The 17,617-nt window shown below is 67.8% G+C and carries 16 protein-coding genes; 5 read left to right on the plus strand and 11 right to left on the minus strand.

Annotated features, from left to right (window positions below; translation table 11 throughout):
• Positions 1 to 12: 12 nt before the first annotated feature.
• The 11 genes from LVY72_RS01800 to LVY72_RS01850 form a co-directional block, all read right to left on the minus strand.
• Positions 13 to 699, minus strand: coding sequence for a MazG nucleotide pyrophosphohydrolase domain-containing protein (locus tag LVY72_RS01800; protein WP_237817734.1), 687 nt, complete (start codon positions 697 to 699; stop codon positions 13 to 15).
• 1 nt (position 700) lies between these two features.
• Positions 701 to 1,870 carry an adenosine deaminase gene (locus LVY72_RS01805; RefSeq protein ID WP_237817735.1) on the minus strand — a complete coding sequence of 390 codons (1,170 nt, stop codon included), beginning with the start codon at positions 1,868 to 1,870 and terminating at the stop codon, positions 701 to 703.
• A gap of 62 nt (positions 1,871 to 1,932) precedes the next feature.
• Positions 1,933 to 2,724 (minus strand): DedA family protein, encoded by a 792-nt coding sequence (locus LVY72_RS01810; protein WP_237817736.1) that lies wholly within the window; start codon positions 2,722 to 2,724, stop codon positions 1,933 to 1,935.
• A gap of 225 nt (positions 2,725 to 2,949) precedes the next feature.
• A complete protein-coding gene (locus LVY72_RS01815; RefSeq protein WP_237817737.1) occupies positions 2,950 to 4,239 on the minus strand; it encodes a thymidine phosphorylase in 1,290 nt (429 codons plus the stop codon).
• A 29-nt stretch (positions 4,240 to 4,268) separates the two neighbouring features.
• Positions 4,269 to 4,676 carry a cytidine deaminase gene (locus LVY72_RS01820; protein WP_308190666.1) on the minus strand — a complete coding sequence of 136 codons (408 nt, stop codon included), beginning with the start codon at positions 4,674 to 4,676 and terminating at the stop codon, positions 4,269 to 4,271.
• Between the two features lie 30 nt (positions 4,677 to 4,706).
• Positions 4,707 to 5,993, minus strand: coding sequence for an ABC transporter permease (locus LVY72_RS01825; RefSeq protein ID WP_237817738.1), 1,287 nt, complete (start codon positions 5,991 to 5,993; stop codon positions 4,707 to 4,709).
• A complete protein-coding gene (locus LVY72_RS01830; RefSeq protein WP_372463664.1) occupies positions 5,990 to 7,366 on the minus strand; it encodes an ABC transporter permease in 1,377 nt (458 codons plus the stop codon). Before LVY72_RS01830 ends, LVY72_RS01825 begins: the two co-directional genes overlap by 4 nt.
• On the minus strand, positions 7,363 to 8,937 hold the full coding sequence (locus LVY72_RS01835) for an ABC transporter ATP-binding protein (protein ID WP_237817739.1): 1,575 nt from the start codon (positions 8,935 to 8,937) through the stop codon (positions 7,363 to 7,365). The genes LVY72_RS01830 and LVY72_RS01835 overlap by 4 nt, the downstream gene beginning before the upstream one ends.
• 178 nt (positions 8,938 to 9,115) lie before the next feature.
• Positions 9,116 to 10,240 carry a BMP family lipoprotein gene (locus tag LVY72_RS01840; protein WP_237817740.1) on the minus strand — a complete coding sequence of 375 codons (1,125 nt, stop codon included), beginning with the start codon at positions 10,238 to 10,240 and terminating at the stop codon, positions 9,116 to 9,118.
• 204 nt (positions 10,241 to 10,444) lie between these two features.
• Positions 10,445 to 11,680, minus strand: coding sequence for an amidohydrolase (locus tag LVY72_RS01845; RefSeq protein ID WP_237817741.1), 1,236 nt, complete (start codon positions 11,678 to 11,680; stop codon positions 10,445 to 10,447).
• Between the two features lie 76 nt (positions 11,681 to 11,756).
• Positions 11,757 to 12,890 carry a mannose-1-phosphate guanylyltransferase gene (locus LVY72_RS01850; RefSeq protein ID WP_237817742.1) on the minus strand — a complete coding sequence of 378 codons (1,134 nt, stop codon included), beginning with the start codon at positions 12,888 to 12,890 and terminating at the stop codon, positions 11,757 to 11,759.
• A 322-nt stretch (positions 12,891 to 13,212) separates the two neighbouring features.
• Here LVY72_RS01850 and sdhC point away from each other — a divergent pair, with 322 nt between their 5' ends.
• From sdhC to LVY72_RS01875, 5 genes are all read left to right on the plus strand, one after another.
• On the plus strand, positions 13,213 to 13,596 hold the full coding sequence (gene sdhC / locus LVY72_RS01855) for a succinate dehydrogenase, cytochrome b556 subunit (RefSeq protein ID WP_237817743.1): 384 nt from the start codon (positions 13,213 to 13,215) through the stop codon (positions 13,594 to 13,596).
• 3 nt (positions 13,597 to 13,599) lie between these two features.
• Positions 13,600 to 14,067: a succinate dehydrogenase hydrophobic membrane anchor subunit gene (locus LVY72_RS01860; RefSeq protein ID WP_237817744.1), complete on the plus strand. Its 468-nt coding sequence runs from the start codon at positions 13,600 to 13,602 to the stop codon at positions 14,065 to 14,067.
• A gap of 82 nt (positions 14,068 to 14,149) precedes the next feature.
• Positions 14,150 to 15,937 carry a succinate dehydrogenase flavoprotein subunit gene (sdhA, locus tag LVY72_RS01865; RefSeq protein ID WP_237817745.1) on the plus strand — a complete coding sequence of 596 codons (1,788 nt, stop codon included), beginning with the start codon at positions 14,150 to 14,152 and terminating at the stop codon, positions 15,935 to 15,937.
• Entirely contained in the window at positions 15,937 to 16,728 is a 792-nt protein-coding gene (locus tag LVY72_RS01870; protein ID WP_237817746.1) for a succinate dehydrogenase iron-sulfur subunit, read from the plus strand. Before sdhA ends, LVY72_RS01870 begins: the two co-directional genes overlap by 1 nt.
• Positions 16,729 to 16,846: 118 nt before the next feature.
• Complete coding sequence (locus LVY72_RS01875; RefSeq protein WP_237817747.1) at positions 16,847 to 17,614, plus strand: alpha/beta hydrolase family protein; 768 nt, start codon at positions 16,847 to 16,849, stop codon at positions 17,612 to 17,614.
• The last annotated feature ends 3 nt before the right edge of the window (positions 17,615 to 17,617 follow it).

The raw sequence follows: 17,617 nt of genomic DNA on the forward strand, positions 1-17,617 counted from the left end.
TCGGACCCCAGCCTAATCGAGATCCCCGCGGCCCTGCTCGTGCATTACGCCGGCTTGGAACCGGCCGACCGCCTTGCGCAGCGCCAGTTCCGGATCCAGACCCTGCGCGGCGGCGGTGCGGACGAGGTCCAGGAGCAGGTCCCCCAACTCGTCTTCCGACGACGCCGGGGCCGCCGCGCGGCTGCGTCCCGGCACGGCGCCGGCGCGCCGGGCCCGATCCAGCGACTTGGCAGCCAGCGTCAGCGCCGGCAGGGAGGCCGGAATGCCCTCGAAGGGTCCGCGCCGTCCCGGCTGCTCGGCCGCCTTGACCGCGTCATAGCTGCGCTCGATTTCCTCGAGGGTTTCCGGAAAGCTCTCCCGCAGCGTCCCGTCGGCGCGGAAAACATGCCGGTTGCGCCGGACCAGCTTTCCGGTCAGGTGCGCGGCCACGTCCTCGAACGAAAACCTGCCCTGCTCTTCCTGCAGCCGCGCGTGCAGGACCACTTGGTAGAGCACGTCCGCCAGCTCGCCCTTCAGCTCGGCCGCATCCGCGGTACCGGTATGGCCGGCCGCGATCGCGTCCGCGAGCTCGTGCGCCTCCTCGATCAGGTACTCGACCAGGGATTCATGCGTCAGCGCGCGGGTCCACAGGCAGTGCTCGCGCAGCTGGGCCACCACCTCCAGCAGGCGCGGCACCGCCGTTCCGTCGGCGGCGGGCATCTCAGCCCGCGTGGGCCTGGAAGCCCTCGGTGATGTACTCGACCAGCGCCTCGCGCTCCTCAAGCGGCAGGAAGGCGGCCTCGGCAGCGTTCAGCGTGATCTCCAGCAGGTCGTCCAGATCGTAGTCGAAGGTCTCCACCAGCAACTCGTACTCGTCGGAGAGGTTGACCCCGCTCATCAGGCGGTTGTCCACATTGATGGTGACCTTGAACCCCGTCTGGTAGAGCAGGTCGAACGGGTGGCTCTCGATGCCCTCGCCGAACGGCGCTATGGCCCCGGTCTGCAGGTTCGACGAGGGGCTGCATTCCAGCGCGATGCCCCGGTCCCGGACCCAGGCCGCCACCCGGCCGAGCGTGACCATGGCGACGCCGGACTCCTCCTGTCCGGCGCCCGGCTGGGCATCGGGGGCCTCCGGGGAAAAGTCGACCTGGATGTCCTCGGCGATGCGCACCCCGTGGCCCAGCCGCAGCGCGCGGCCGCTCACCAGCGCGTCCGCGATGCTGTCCACGCCGGCAGCCTCGCCGGCATGAATGGTGACCGGGAACTGGTTCTCAGCCAGGTAGGTGAAGGCGTCCTTGAACCGGGACGGCGGGAAACCGTCCTCGGCGCCGGCGATATCGAATCCGACGGCGCCCTTGTCCCGGTGGCGCAGGGCCAGCTCGGCAATCTCCTGGCCGCGGTCGGCGTGACGCATCGCGGTGATCAGCTGGCCTACCTGGATCGGCCGCCCGTCGGCCGCGGCCTCCTCGACCCCGGCGTCCAGACCGGCCTGGACCGCCTCGACGGCCTCATCGAGCGTCAGGCCGCCGCGCAGGTGCTGCTCCGGCGCCCAGCGCACCTCGCCATAGACCACGCCGTCCTCGGCCAGGTCCTGAACGAACTCCTTGGCCACCCGGAACAGCGCGTCGCGGGTCTGCATGACCGCCACGGTGTGATCGAACGTTTCCAGGTAGCGGACCAGGGAGCCCGAGTCCGCCGATTCGCGGAACCACTGGCCCAGGGCCGCCGGATCGGTGGAGGGCAGTTCGTGGCCGGCTTCCGCGGCCAGTTCGATGATGGTCGCCGGCCGCAGGCCGCCGTCGAGATGGTCGTGCAGGGAGACCTTTGGCAGGCTGCGGAAATCGATGTCAGCGTCGGTTGCCTGGTCGGCAGGGAAATTAGGCTCAGTCACAGCCACCACCTTACGGCAGGGCCGCCGGGCCCGCACCGCAGCGGGTCAGGTTCCGTTTGGGCTCAGGCTGCGGGGGCGGAACCCGCGCCGTCGGAGCGGTCCGGACCCGGCCGGCCCCCGCGTGCTGCCGTGCCGCCGGCGGAGGCAGAACCGGCCTCGGAGAATTCCCGCTCCGCGGCAGGAACGGGGCCACCGGCGGTCCGGGCCGCCGCGGCCCGGGTCCGCGCCATCCGCCGCAGCCTGGCCAGCCGCAGCCGGCCGCCCAGTTTCAAGGCATAGTCCAGCAGCAGCCCCATCAGCATGGCGACGGCCACGGATACCACCACGGCCAGCAGATGGTTGTCGCTGACCCAGCGACCGGCCAGGGTGCCGATGCCGGCCGAATACAGGGCCCAGGAGATACCGGCCAGGATGGTGAAGGGGACAAAGCGCCGGCGGCTGTAGCCGGTGGCCCCGGCCATCATGTTCACGGCCACCCGGCCTACCGGAATATAGCGGGCGCTGAGGATCAGTGCGGCGCCGCGGTGATCGAGCCCGCGCCGGGCCCAGGCGAACGCTGCGGCCGGGCGCGGCCGGCGCATCCAGTGGAAGCGCCGGGTGCCGATGCGCCGACCGATCGCATAAGCGATGTTGTCCCCCACGATGGCCCCCACTGCGGCCACCAGCACCACCAGCCAGATATTGGGCACGCCCGCGGAGACGGACACGGCGGCCAGCGCTACCACCACCGATTCGCTCGGCAGCGGCGGGAAGAAGCCATCAACCGTGCACAGGATGAACAGCAGCGGATAGACCCACCACTGTCCCGCCGCATCGACGATGAAGACGTTGATCGCGTCCATGAGTTCGTGCACGTGTGTTGTCCTGTCCGCCGGTTGCCTGTTCCAACGATGACATATGCCCAAAAGTGCCGGTATCAGGCATCACCCCGGAACAACCCGCAGCCGGCCCGGGCCGGCCGCAATGCCGCTCAGCCAGGTTCACCCCGCGAAACGGGATATCCCTGCCCCGGCGCAGCGCAGCAGGTTCCCATTTCGAGGCGGGAGGGAAGGACGGAAGGTGGGTGTGGACAGTCCGGGTCAGCCGGCGATCCGGTCGATGATCAGGCGCTGGTCCGGCCGGTCCCCTTCCGGGCCGATGACGACGGCGTCCGCCAGGGCTTCCTTGGCCCGCTCGATCCGCTCCGGCGTGTCGGTCAGCAGCGTCATCAGCGGTTCGCCGGCGCGCACCAGCGCCCCCGGCTTGGCGTGCAGGCGCACGCCGGCGCCTGCCTGTACCGGATGTTCCTTGCGCGCCCGGCCGGCGCCGAGCCGCCAGGCTGCCGTGCCTACGGACAGCGCGTCCAGGCGCAGCAGCACGCCGTCGGCCGGCGCGTAGACCACCTCGGCATGCCGCGCCGTCGGCAGTTCGGCCCGCGGATCCCCGCCCTGGGCCCGGATCATCCGGTTCCAGACGTCCATGGCGCGGCCGTCCTTCAGCGCCGCCGCCGGGTCCGCATCCGCGACCCCGGCCGCCTGCAGCATCTCCTCGGCCAGCCGGACCGTCAGTTCGACGACGTCGTCCGGGCCGCCGCCGGCGAGTACCTCCACCGCTTCTTCGACCTCGATGGCGTTGCCTGCGGCCAGCCCGAGCGGGGTGTCCATGTTGGTCAGCAGCGCCACGGTCTCCACCCCGGCATCGGTGCCCAGCGCCACCATGGTTTCGGCCAGTTCGCGCGCCGAGGCCTCGTCCTTCATAAAGGCACCGGAGCCGACCTTCACATCCAGCACCAGCGAGTCGGTCCCTTCGGCGATCTTCTTGCTCATGATCGAGGAAGCGATCAGCGGGATGGCTTCCACCGTGCCGGTGACATCCCGCAGCGCGTACAGCTTCTTGTCCGCCGGTGCCAGGCCGGCCCCAGCCGCGCAGATCACCGCGCCGACGCTGCCCAACTGCCGCATCAGCTCCTCGTTGCCCAGCTCCGCCCGCCAGCCCGGGATGGATTCGAGCTTGTCCAGCGTGCCGCCGGTGTGGCCCAGTCCGCGGCCGGAGAGCTGGGGCACCGCCACCCCGAACACCGCCACCAGCGGTGCCAGCGGCAGGGTGATCTTGTCCCCCACACCTCCGGTCGAGTGCTTGTCCGCGGTGGGCTTGCCCAGCGACGAAAAGTCCATCCGCTCGCCGGAGGCGATCATCGCCGCGGTCCAGCGGGAAATCTCGGCCCGGCTCATGCCGTTGAGCAGGATGGCCATGTTCAGCGCCGACATCTGCTCGTCGGCGATCACGCCGCGGGTATAGGCGTCGATGGTCCAGTCGATCTGCTCCGGGCTGAGCGTGCCCCTGTCCCTCTTGGTCCGGATGATATCGACGGCGTCAAAGGCTTCGGTCATGGTCCCCTCCGGGTCGGTTGTCCACAGGATCAGGCAAGGTGTTCCGGACCGAACGCGTCCGGGAGCACCTCGGCCATGCTCCGGATGCCGGCACTGGTCATCAGCTGCATGTCCGGGGCACGGAATTCGTAGAGCAGCTGCCGGCAGCGCCCGCACGGCATCAGGGTGTTCCCCTGTCCGTCCACGCAGCTGAAGGCGACCAGCCGGCCGCCCCCGGTCATCTGCAGCTGGCTGACGAGTGAGCATTCGGCGCACAGGGTCAGTCCGTAGGAGGCGTTCTCCACGTTGCAGCCGGAGACGATCCGCCCGTCCTCGGTCAGCGCCGCCGCGCCCACCGGGTACTTCGAGTACGGCGCGTAGGCCCGCTGCATGGCCTTGGTGGCCGCCTCCCGCAGGGCATCCCAGTCGATGCCCTCGTCCTTGAAGCTAAGGTTCACTGCGCTCCTTGATGGTTACGGCCGATCCGCTCAGCCCTTGATGTACGGGATGCCGCTGGCGGCCGGCGCCCGGGATTTGCCCACCAGCCCGGCCACGGCAAAGATCGTCACCAGGTACGGCAGCATCGCCAGGAATTCGTTCGGCACCGGGGTGCCCAGGAAGCTGAGCACATACTGCAGGTTGGTGGCGAAGCCGAACAGCAGCGCCGCGAAGAACGCGCCGATCGGATTCCAGCGGCCGAAAATCAGCGCGGCAAGGGCAATGTACCCTTGGCCCGCGGTCATATCGCGGCCGAAGCCCGAGACCGAGACCAGGGTGAAGAAGGACCCGCCGATGCCCGCCACCACACCGGCCAGCAGCACGTTGGTGAAGCGCATCCGGTTGACCTGGACCCCGAGCGTGTCCGCCGCCTTGGGATGCTCGCCCACGGCGCGGGTGCGCAGGCCCCATTTGGTGTAGAACAGGCCCACGTAGATCACGGCCACGGCGACATACATCAGGTAGCCGACGATGGTCTGGCGGAACAGGATCGGGCCGATGACCGGAATCTCGGACAGGAACGGGATCGGCAGCACCGGCAGCCGCGGCGGCGAGTTCCAGGTGTCCGCATCGGCACTGAGCACCGTGGAGAACAGGAAGCCGGTCAGGCCCGAGACCAGCACGTTCAGGACCACGCCGACGATCACCTGGTTGACGATGTATTTGATGCTGAACACGGCCAGCACCAGCGAGACCAGCACCCCGGCCACGGCGGCGGCCAGCAGGCCCACCAAGGCGCTGCCGGAGAGCGAGCCGGCCACGGCCGCCGCGAACGCGCCGAACAGCAGCTGTCCTTCGATCGCAATGTTCACCACCCCGGAGCGTTCGCACAGCACGCCGGAAAGCGAGCCGAAAATCAGCGGCACCGCCAGCGTGACGGAACCGGCCAGCAGCCCGTACAGGGCCACATTCGGAGTCCGGGCGCTGCCGACCACCCAGGTCAGAAAGCCCACCACGAAGAGCACCGAAAAGACCGCCACGAGCCAGCCGGGCACCCGCCGGCCGGCACGGACTTCCAGGATGGACAGCACGGCGGCGGCCAGCATCAGCACCGCGCAAATCCAGCCGGTCACCGGCGCGGACAGCACCAGGTCGGTCAGCACCACGGCGTCCGAGGGATCGGACAGCCGGAAGGTCACCGAGTTGGCCGGGGCGCCCAGGGCGAAGACCACCAGGGCGAAGACGGCCAGCACGGAGAGGATGATGGGCGTCTTCCAGTTGCGTACGGTGCCCATGCTGCCGGCCTGGTCCGGAACGGTCGCTGTCATCGTGCTCATGCTGCACCTCCGGTCGCAGCGGGAGACTTACTCTTTCCGGTCTTGGCCGGGCTCACCGCGCCCGGCTCCGGCAGGTGGAACAAGGCCCTGACCAGCGGAGGGGCGGCAATGAACAGGACGATCAGCGACTGCACCACCAGGACGATGTCGATGCTGGTGCCGGTATTGGTCTGCATGGTGACACCGCCGGCCCGGAAGGCGCCAAACAGCAGAGCCGCGATGAAGGTGCCCCACGGCGTCGAACGACCCAGCAGCGCGACGGTGATCGCGTCGAAACCGAAGCTGGCGGCCACCCCGGCGGTCAGCACGCGTTCGGTGCCGGCGACCTGCGCCACTCCGGCGAGCCCGGCCAGCGCGCCGGCGATCACCATGACCACCACATAGCTCTTCGTGACGCCGATGCCTGCGGTCCGCGCCGCCATCGGATTCGCTCCGACGGCGCGCAGTTCGAAACCAATGGTGGACCGGTTGAGCAGCCACCAGGCGAAGACCGTGGCCAGCACCGCCACCACGAAGCCCCAGTGCAGCCGGAAGGTGTCGCCGAACAGCGGCGGGTACAGCGCCGTGCCACCGAGCTGGGGACTGATCGGGTTGGACGAGCCCGGCCGCTGGAAGCCCGGGGTCGTGAGCAGGAATCCCACCAGGTAGATCGCGATGTAGTTGAGCATGATCGTCACGATCACCTCATGTGCGCCCGTCCTGGCCTTGAGCAGGCCCACCAGGCTGCCCCACAGGGCACCGCCGGCCAGCCCGGCCAGGATCACCAGCAGCAGGTGCAGTCCCACAGGCAGCTGCCAGGTGAAACCGACCCACGCGGCCAGCATGGCACCGATGATGATCTGGCCCTGGGCACCGATGTTGAACAGACCGGCACGGAAGGCCAGCGTCACGCCCAGGCCCGCGCAGATCAGGGGGGTGGCCACGGTCAGCGTCTGGGTGAGCGGATAGATCATCCGGGCGAATGTCTGGCCTTCGAAATTGAAGACGGCACCTTGGAACAGCGCGGCATACGCCTCCGACGCGGCGGTCCAGGCCGCCCCGAGCAGGTCCCCCGGCCGGGCAAAAAAGTATGACGAGGCGGCAGCTACCTGCTCATTCGTCAGGGCGACCAGCAAGCCGCCGACGATGAGCGAAAGCAGGACGGCCAGGACGGCGACCATGGTCTCGCTGGCCATGATCCGGTGCAGCAGCGGCTGGGTTCCGGCCTCTTCCGGATACAGCTGGCCGCTCTGCGCCGACGGCGGCACGGCCGGCGGCGCCATCCGGCCGTCGTCGGTCTCCACCGCGGCCTCAAGGCGCTGTTCTTCCGCCTTCGCCTCGATCCTGGCCTCAGATCCTGCCGATCTGCCGTCGTCCGGCCTGTGAATGCTCATTTGTCTCCTCCCGCGCTGTCCGTCCCGGCCGCATCCGGCTGGGCCGCGTCGGTCTGGGTCGTCTCTGCGTCCTCGGCAGACATGCCCGCCATCATCAGGCCCAGCGTGTCCCGCGAGGTGTTTCCGGGCACAATGCCCATCAGCCGGCCGCGGTACAGGACCGCGATGCGGTCCGCCAGATCCAGCACCTCGTCCAGTTCGGTGGAGACGATCATCACCGGCGTGCCGTGGTCCCGCTCGGCCACGATCCGCCGGTGCAGGAACTCGATGGAACCGACGTCCACCCCGCGGGTGGGCTGGGAGGCAATGAACAGCTTCAGCGGCCGGGACAGTTCGCGGGCCATGACGACTTTTTGCTGGTTGCCGCCGGACAGGGTGCCTGCCGCCGCGGCCGCGGACTGGGTGCGCACATCGAATTCGGCAATGCGTTGTGCGGCGTTCTCCGCCACCCGGGCCGGATTCATGGCCAGGCCCTTGGCGAAGGGGGCTTGGTCGTAGCGGTTCAGGACCAGGTTCTCGGCGACCGAGAACGCGCCCACGAGGCCCTCGACGCTGCGGTCCTCGGGCACGAAGCCCACCCCGGAGTTGATGATGTCCTTGACCTTCCGGCCCACCAGTTCTTCGCCGTCGAGCGTAATGGAGCCGGCCACGTGATCCTGCAGCCCAAGGATGGCTTCGGTCAGTTCGGTCTGGCCGTTGCCTTGCACGCCGGCGACGGCGAGGATCTCGCCCCGGGCGATCTGCAGCGAGACACCGTCCACTGCACGCTGGCCGTTGGCGGCGGTGACGGTCAGGTCCTTGATCCGGAAGGTGACCTCGCCGGGCTGTGCGGGGGCCTTCTCCAGGGCCAGGCTCACCGAGCGGCCGACCATCAGGGAGGCCAGCTCGGCCGCCGGCGCATCCGGATCAGCATCGCCGACCACCTTGCCGCGTCGGATCACCGTGATGATGTCGGACACGGCCTTTACCTCGCGCAGCTTGTGCGAGATGAACACAATGGCCTTGCCGTCTGCCTTCAGCTGGCGCATGATTGCCAGCAGTTCGTCCGTCTCCTTCGGCGTCAGCACCGCCGTCGGCTCGTCCAGAATCAGCACCTCGGCGTCCCGGACCAGCGCCTTGATGATCTCTGCCCGCTGCTGGACGCCGACCGGCAGGTCCTCGACGAGTGCGTCCGGGTCCACGTCGAACCCGTACTCGTCCGAGATCCTGCGGATCTTCGCCCGGGTTTCGTCCAGGTTCAGCAGGCCGCCGGCCTTCGTCGCCTCGTTGCCCAAGGCGATATTCTCGGCGACGGTAAAAACCGGAACCAGCATGAAATGCTGGTGCACCATCCCGATCCCGGCCGCCATCGCGTCCCCGGGACCACCGAACGAAACCGGTTTGCCGTCGACCAGGATCTGGCCTTCCGTCGGCTGGTACAGCCCGTAGAGCACATTCATGAGTGTGGATTTGCCGGCCCCGTTCTCACCCAGGAGGGTGTGGACTTTGCCCGGCTCGACCATCAGGTCAATGTGGTCGTTGGCGACCAAAGTGCCGAATTTCTTGGTGATTCCCTTTAGTTCGAGCTTCACAACTCCAACCCACCTATCCTGAACATGCCACGGCCGCCCGGGCCAAGTGCGAGGCTGGCCGTGACGGCAGTCCGATCCGGATCTGGCTACAGCCTAGCCCGATGCCCTGACGGAACGAACCGCCGCCTCCGCTGCGCAATGACCGTCCGGGAGGCGGCGGTTCCGCCCTGGTCCGGGCCTACTTGGGGCTGGCCGCGGACTCGACCTTGATCTTGCCGGAGATAATGTCCGCCTTGATCGTGTCCAGGTCACTCTTCAGCTCGGCCGGAACGTTCTTGGCCTGGTCGTGGAACGGGGCCAGGGCCACCCCGCCGTTCTCCAGGGTCCCGACGTACGGGGTGCTGTCGAACTTGCCTGCCAGGTCCGTCTTGACAACATCCTCGACCGCCTGGCCCATCAGCTTCATCACGGAAGTCAGGATGTATTCCTCGGCCTTGCCGGCGGTCTCGAAGCCGTCCGAGTCGACCCAGACAACCTTGACGTCCTTCTTGCCGCCGGTGTTGGCCTCCGTCACGGCGTCCAGGGTGCCCAGGCCTACGGGTCCGGCGACCGGCATAATCACGTCGGCACCTTCATTGATGAAGTTCTGGGTGTTGGTCTTGCCCTTGCCCTGGTCTTCGAAGTTGCCCACGAAGGTACCGTTCTGCGCGTCCTTGTCCCAGCCGAGCAGTTCGACCTTCTTGTTGTGCTTTTCGTTGTAGTACTTCACACCGTCGGCAAAACCATCCATGAAGATCGTGACGGTGGGAATCTCGGCGCCGCCGTAGGTGGCGACCTTGCCGGTCTTGCTGGTGCCGGCAGCCAGGTAGCCGGCCAGGAACGCGGCCTGCGCGGTGTCGTAGACAATCGGCTTGACGTTGTCGGTGAATTCCGGGTCCGAATAGTCCACGATGGCGAAGTGGCTGTCCGGATTCTTCTTGGCCGCGTCCTTCGTCGCATCGCCGAGCAGGAAGCCGACGGTCAGGGTCAGGTCGCAGCCGGCCTGGATCATGCTGTCCAGGTTCGGCACGAAGTCGGTTTCGGCCTTGGACTCGGCTTCCTTGGTCTTGATACCCAGATCCTGCTTGGCCTTCATCAGGCCCTCATGGCTGGACTGGTTGAACGAGCGGTCATCAAAGCCGCCCTGGTCCGAGACAATGCAGCCCAGGTAGTCCGAGGCACCGGCTGCGGCCGACCCGCTGGGCGTATTCTCGGCCGGCGGGGCACCGCAGCCGGCCAGCACCAGGGCGGAAGCGCCGAGCACCGCGGTGGAAATGCCGGCACCGCGCCTGAGGGGATTCAGGTTGCGCAGGGAATTCTTCAAGGTTCCTCCAGAAACGAGTGTGGCCCGGGGATTCAGGGGCGCATCGAATTCATAGACTAGCCCCGGCAGCCGCCGCGCCCGCCGCAGCCCGCCGGAATGTTCAAACATTGTTGAATAGTTGTTACCAATGAGTAGAACATCACACCTGAGCGGCATCCGCAGCCCGCGCAGGGTCCCGCGGGCAAGTTGGCAGCACGGCCCAGGCTATTGGGCGCGGGGAGGAACCGGTGAGACCAGTCCGGCCGCGGCCCGCACGGCCAGCATGGCTGCCGCCGCCATCACCCGCACGCCCACGCCGATGGCCTGTTCATCGGGGGCGTAGTCGCCCCGGTGCAGATCGAACGTTTCCCCGCCCGGGGTCCGGGTCCCCAGCCGCATCATGGCGCCCGGCACGATCTGGGTCATCCAGGCGAAATCCTCCCCGCCCATGGACTGCGGGGTCAGCGTCACCGCCTCGGCGCCGAGCTCCAGCCGCGCGGCGGCTTCGATCAGCCCCGTTTCCCGCTCGGTATTGATCACCGGGGGAACGCCGCGGATATGTTCGAGCTTGACGTCGACCCCGTAGGGGGCGGCGACCTGCTGGACCACCTCGTCCACGAGTTCCCCGGCCGCCTGCCAGGCTTCGCCATCGAGGCAGCGCATGGTGCCGGCCATGACTCCGCGCGCCGGAATCGCGTTGGGCGCGACGCCGGCCTGGATCTGGCCCCAGACGATCGACACGGCGCTGCGCACGTCGATCCGCCGGCCGATGACCGCAGGCACGTTGACGGCGATCTGGGCCAGCGCGAAGACCAGGTCCTCGGTCAGGTGCGGCCGGGAGGTGTGCCCGCCGCGCCCGTTGAGTTCGATCCGGATCGTGTCCGACGCCGAGGTGATGGCGCCGATGCGCGTGCCCACCGTCCCGGCGTCGATGCGCGGGTCGCAGTGCAGTGCCAGGATGCGCGGAACCTCCTCGAGCACGCCCTGTTCGATGACGGCCAGGGCACCGCCGGGCATCGTCTCCTCGGCCGGCTGGAAGATCACCCGCACCCGGCCGTTGAGCTCGCCCTCGATCTCGAGTTCGCGCAGGACCAGGGCGACACCCAGCATCACCGTGGTGTGGATGTCATGGCCGCAGGCGTGGCTGACGCCGCGCTGCGTGGATTCATAGTCGAGGCCGGTGTCTTCGAGGATGGGCAGCGCATCGATGTCCGCGCGAAAACCGATGATGATCGGGCCCTCGCCGATATCCACGAACAGCCCGGTTCCTTCCAGCTCCTTCGGTTCCAGACCCGCGGTGCGCAGCCGCTCCACCAGCCGCGCGGTGGTGCGGAATTCCTTGTGCGAAAGCTCCGGATGCTGGTGCAGATCGCGGCGGAACCTTTTTAGGTCATCCAGCAGCGGGGCTGCCCACACGCCGATATTCGGGATCTTGACCGAGCTTTCTGAAATCTTCTGCACATCAAAACTGTAGCGAGTAGACACCCGATAGTCCCGCCGTCGGCCGCCGGGCCGGGGTGGGGCGGCCGCTGACCGCTTAGAGGACGTCGGTGTCGCCGCTGGCCTTGAGGTGTTCGACGGCGGACTTGACCCGCTGGGCGTGGGCCTTGGTGGTCACCAGCAGCGCGTCCGGGGTGTCGACCACCACCACGTCGTCGATGCCGATCAGCGCGATCACCCGCTTGGTGTCGGTGACCACGATCCCCGAGGCGTTCTCCGAGTACACCCGGGCCCCCTCGCCCAGCACGGTCAGGTTCGAGACCTCGGCGGCGGCATTCAGCCGCCCGATCGCGGCGAAGTCCCCCACGTCGTCCCAGCCGAACGCGCCGGGGATCATCGCCACATCCCCGGCCGCGGCCGCCGGCTCGGCCACCGCATAGTCGATCGCGGTCTTCGGCAGCGAGCCCCAGATCCGGTGCATCACCTCGGCCCGGCCCGGGGTGTCCCAGGCCGCCCCGATCTCCATCAGCCCCGCATACAGCACCGGCTCGGAGGCCTCCAGGTGCTTGAGCAGCAGGTCCACCGGCGCCACGAACATGCCCGCGTTCCAGTGGTAGCCGCCCTGCTCCAGGTAGGAGGCGGCCGTGGCCTCGTCCGGCTTCTCCACGAACTGGGCCACCGCACACGCGTGCGGGGCCCCGGGCACCGCAAGCGCCCCGGCCGAACGGATGTAGCCGAACCCGGTCGACGGATGCGTCGGGGTGATCCCGATCGTCACGATGAAGCCCTCCGCCGCGGTGTGCACCGCCTCGGTCACCGCGGCCTGGAACGGCTCCACCGGGGTGATCACCTGGTCCGCGGCGAACGAACCCATGATGGTCGCCGGGTCCCGGTGGTAGAGGATCGCCGCGGCCAGCCCGATCGCCGCGGCCGAGTCCTTCGGCTCCGGCTCCAGCACCAGGTCCGCTTCCCGCAGCTCCGGCAGCTGCGCGCGCACCGCGCCGGCATGCGCCCGGCCGGTCACCACCAGCGTGCGCCCGGCACACAGCGGCTCCAGCCGCGCCCAGGTCGCCCGGATCAGCGTGGACCCCGACCCGGTCAAATCATGCAGGAACTTCGGCGCCGCCGCGCGCGAGAGCGGCCACAGCCGCGACCCCGCCCCGCCGGCCGGAATCACTCCGTAAAAACGCCGCAGCACATCGTCATTTTTGTCTGGTCCGAGGGTACTCATCGCTACTAGAATATCGCGGCACGCAATCCCCCCGGCGTTCCCCGCGACCCGGCCGCACCGGCGGCGGCAGGCCGGAGGCAGGCCGGAGGCGTGCGGCCACGCCCTATTTAGGACAGGAAATTGTTGCGTAAATACGCAGATTTACCGGCCGCCCGGAATCGCCGTGAAACCCGCTGTTAAGTAGCTCACAACCCCCCGACGCGAAATTGAATAAGCTCTAAGCGAAGCCTAGATTAGTGTTGTTTAACAGTGCGCTCGCAACGGCGTCATCACTTGCGTGGAAGCCACGCTAACGCCCGTGCGATGCAGGGAGGTCAATTCAGTGTCGAAGACACCAGCAGGTACCCTCTACCGCGGCCGTGAAGGCATGTGGTCCTGGGTTGGACACCGTGTAACCGGCGTCGCGATATTTTTCTTTCTTTTGGTACACGTACTGGACACCGCGCTGGTGCGTGTATCCCCCGATGCCTACAACGCAGTCATCGCAACGTACAAGAATCCGTTCATGGCCCTGCTGGAAGCCGGACTCGTGGCGGCGATCGTCTTCCACGCCTTCAACGGCCTGCGCGTGATTCTGATCGACTTCTGGAAGAAGGGCCCGAAGAACCAGGCCAAGATGCTCTGGGGCGTCGTCGGACTGTGGGTTGTTGTCATGGTCCCGTTCCTCATCCGCCACCTCACGCTTGCCTTCACCGGGGGTCACTAAATCATGGCTGTTTCCACTGAAATCCAGGCGCCCCGCAGCGGGCGCATCGCGCCGGAATACAAGCGGCATGGCCGCTCCAAGGGCAACTTCGAAATGTTTGCCTGGCTCTTCATGCGCCTCTCCGGCGTTGTGCTGGTGGTGCTGATCTTCGGCCATCTCTTCGTCAACCTGATGGTCGGCGAGGGCGTGCACGCCATCGACTTCGGCTTCGTCGGCGGCAAGTGGGCGGATCCGTTCTGGCAGGTCTGGGACCTGGCCATGCTGTGGCTGGCCATGCTGCACGGCACCAACGGCGTGCGCACCATCATCAACGACTACGCGGAGAAGGATGGCACGCGCATGACGCTGAAGACCGTCCTCTACCTCGCCTCCGCCGTCGTCATCGTCCTGGGCACGCTGGTGATCTTCACCTTCGATCCGTGCCCTGCCGGCGCCGCCGCGGACCTGCTGCCGTCCTTCTGCCGCGCCTGACCGGCGCCCGGCAGCACACGGCAACAGCCCGGCTGAAGCACGCCCTCCCCTACCTTTAGTTCCAACAGAAAGAGCATCCAGCATGCAGGTCCATAAGTACGACGTCGTCATTGTCGGTGCCGGCGGCGCCGGTATGCGCGCCGCGATCGAATCCGGCCAGCGCGCACGAACCGCAGTACTGACCAAGCTGTACCCCACGCGTTCGCACACCGGGGCGGCCCAGGGCGGCATGTGCGCCGCGCTGGCCAACGTCGAGGAAGACAACTGGGAATGGCACACCTTCGACACGATCAAGGGCGGCGACTACCTGGTTGACCAGGACGCCGCCGAGGTCATGGCCAAGGAAGCCATCGACGCCGTACTTGACCTGGAGAAGATGGGCCTGCCGTTCAACCGCACGCCCGAAGGCAAGATCGACCAGCGCCGCTTCGGCGGCCACACCCGCGACCACGGCAAGTCCCCGGTGCGCCGGGCCTGCTACGCCGCGGACCGTACCGGCCACATGATCCTGCAGACGCTGTACCAAAACTGCGTCAAGCACAATGTCGAGTTCTACAACGAGTACTACGTGCTGGACCTGCTGGTGCTCGAAGAGGACGCCGTCCGCGCGGACGGCACCCCCTTCAAGCAGAAGCGCGTGGCCGGCGTCGTCAGCTACGACCTGGCCAGCGGCGAGATCCATGTGTTCCAGGCCAAGTCCGTGGTCTTCGCCTCCGGTGGCGTGGGCAAGGTCTTCAAGACCACCTCCAACGCCCACACGCTGACCGGCGACGGCATGGGCATCGCCTTCCGCCGCGGTATCCCGCTGGAGGACATGGAGTTCGTCCAGTTCCACCCGACCGGCCTGGCCGGCCTGGGCATCCTGCTCTCCGAGGCCGCCCGCGGCGAAGGCGCCATCCTGCGCAACTCCGAGGGCGAACGCTTCATGGAGCGCTACGCCCCCACCATCAAGGACCTGGCCCCGCGCGACATCGTGGCCCGTTCCATGGCCCTCGAGGTGCGCGAAGGCCGCGGCTGCGGCCCGAACAAGGACTACGTCCTGCTGGACCTGACCCACCTGGAACCAGCGCACATCGACGCCAAGCTCCCGGACATCACCGAATTCGCCCGCACCTACCTGGGCGTGGAGCCGTACACCGAGCCGGTGCCGGTGTTCCCGACGGCGCACTACGCCATGGGCGGCATCCCCACCAACATCAAGGGCGAGGTGCTGCAGGACAATGACACGATCATCCCGGGCCTGTACGCCGCGGGCGAGGTAGCCTGCGTCTCCGTGCATGGATCCAACCGCCTGGGCACCAACTCGCTGCTGGACATCAACGTCTTCGGCAAGCGCTCGGGCATCAATGCCGCCGAGTACGCCAAGACCGCGGACTGGGTGGAGGTCCCGGAGGACGCCGACGCCGACACCATCCGGCTGGTCGAGACCGTGCGCAACGCCAACGGTACCGAGCGCGTCGCCCAGCTGCGCAAGGAACTGCAGGACACCATGGATGCCAACGTCCAGGTGTTCCGTACCGAGCAGTCCCTGACCGAGACCCTGAACGTGATCGCCTCGCTGCGCGAGCGGTACAAGAACATCAGCGTCCAGGACAAGGGCAAGCGCTTCAACCTGGACCTGCTGGAGGCGGTCGAACTCGGCTTCCTGCTGGATATGGCCCAGGTCATGACCGTTGCCGCGCTGCACCGCCAGGAATCCCGCGGCGGCCACTTCCGGGAAGACTTCCCGGACCGCGACGACGTCAACTTCATGAAGCACTCGATGGCCTACCTGGACGAGACGGCAGAGACCGAACACGTCGCCGGCATCCGGCTGGAAACCAAGCCGGTTGTCTTCACGCGCTACGAACCGATGGTGAGGAAGTACTAATGACCGCGCAAAATACCGAACCCGTCGAGCCCGCCTCGAAGGTCGAACTGGCTCCCGGCATCGGCGGCGGCGGCGAGATCCCCAGTTACGACGTCACCCTGCGGGTCCGCCGGTACAACCCGGAAGTGTCCGACGAGGGCCACTGGGACGAGTTCAAGCTGACCATGTACGGCACGGACCGGGTGCTGGACGCCCTGCACAAGGCCAAGTGGGAGCATGACGGCTCGCTGTCCTTCCGCCGTTCCTGCGCGCACGGCGTCTGCGGCTCCGATGCCATGCGCATCAACGGCCGCAACCGGCTGGCCTGCAAGACGCTGCTGAAGGACCTGGACACGTCCAAGCCGATCACCGTCGAGGCGATCAAGGGCCTGCCGGTGGAGAAGGACCTGATCGTGGACATGGAACCGTTCTTCCAGTCCTACCGCGAGATCATGCCCTTCCTGATCAGCAGCGGCCACGAGCCCACCCGCGAGCGGCTGCAGTCCGCGGAGGACCGCGAGCGGTTCGACGACACCACCAAGTGCATCCTCTGCGCCGCCTGCACCTCCTCCTGCCCGGTCTTCTGGACCGACGGGCAGTACTTCGGACCGGCCGCCATCGTCAACGCGCACCGCTTCATTTTCGATTCGCGTGACGACGCCGGCGACATGCGCCTGGAGATCCTCAACGACAAGGAAGGCGTGTGGCGCTGCCGCACCACCTTCAACTGCACCGAGGCGTGCCCCCGCGGCATCCAGGTGACCAAGGCGATCGCCGAGGTCAAGCAGGCCGTCCTGAACCGCAAGATCTAGGACCGTTTGCGTACTCGCACCTTTGGAACGGCACTGCTTCCGCCCGGCCGGGCGGAAGCAGTGCCGTTCCGCTTTCCGGCGCCGGCTGCCCGGCAGCCGGGCCGGCCGAGGAGCAGGCATGCCGCGCTTTGAACCGGTGAAGTTTCCCGGCGTGGACGGCACCACCCTGGCCGGGGTCCTGGACCTGCCCGACGGCACCGTGCGGGCGTGGGCGGTGTTCTGCCATGGTTTCACGCTGGGCAAGAACAGTGCCGCGGCCTCGCGCGTGGCCAAGGCCCTGGCTGCCCGCGGCATCGGCGTGCTGCGCTATGACGCGGCCGGCCTCGGCGGCTCCTCGGGCGTCTGGCACGAGGGAACCTTCGGCACCAAGATCGCCGACGTGGTCTGCGCGGCCCGCTTCATGCACCGGCAGGGACGGCCGGCCCGGCTGCTGATCGGGCACTCGCTCGGCGGTGCCGCGGTGCTGGCCGCTGCGGCCTCCGTGCCGGAGGCTGCCGCAGTGGTGACCATCGGCTCCCCGTTCGAGCCGCGGCACGTGGTGCATCTGTTCGAGCATGTGCTGGACGAGGTCCAGCTCGACGGTTCGGCAGCGGTCATCCTCGGCCGGGAATCCTTCCGGATCCGCCGGGAACTGGTGGCGGACCTGCTCGGCACGGACCTGTCCGGCCCGATCGCCTCGCTGGGCCGGCGCCTGCTGGTGCTGCACTCCCCCACCGACGCCACCGTGGAGGTGGCGAACGCTGAACGGATCTTCGCCGCCGCGGCACAGCCCAAGTCCTTCATCTCGCTCGATGGCTGCGACCACCTGCTGACCGAGCGGTGGCAGGCCGAACGGATCGCCGGGCTGGTCGCGGTCTGGGCCGATGGGTTCCTTCCGCCCGGCTGAACC

Origin of the sequence: Arthrobacter hankyongi (assembly GCF_022012395.1) — a bacterium.
Lineage (GTDB): Bacteria > Actinomycetota > Actinomycetes > Actinomycetales > Micrococcaceae > Crystallibacter > Crystallibacter hankyongi.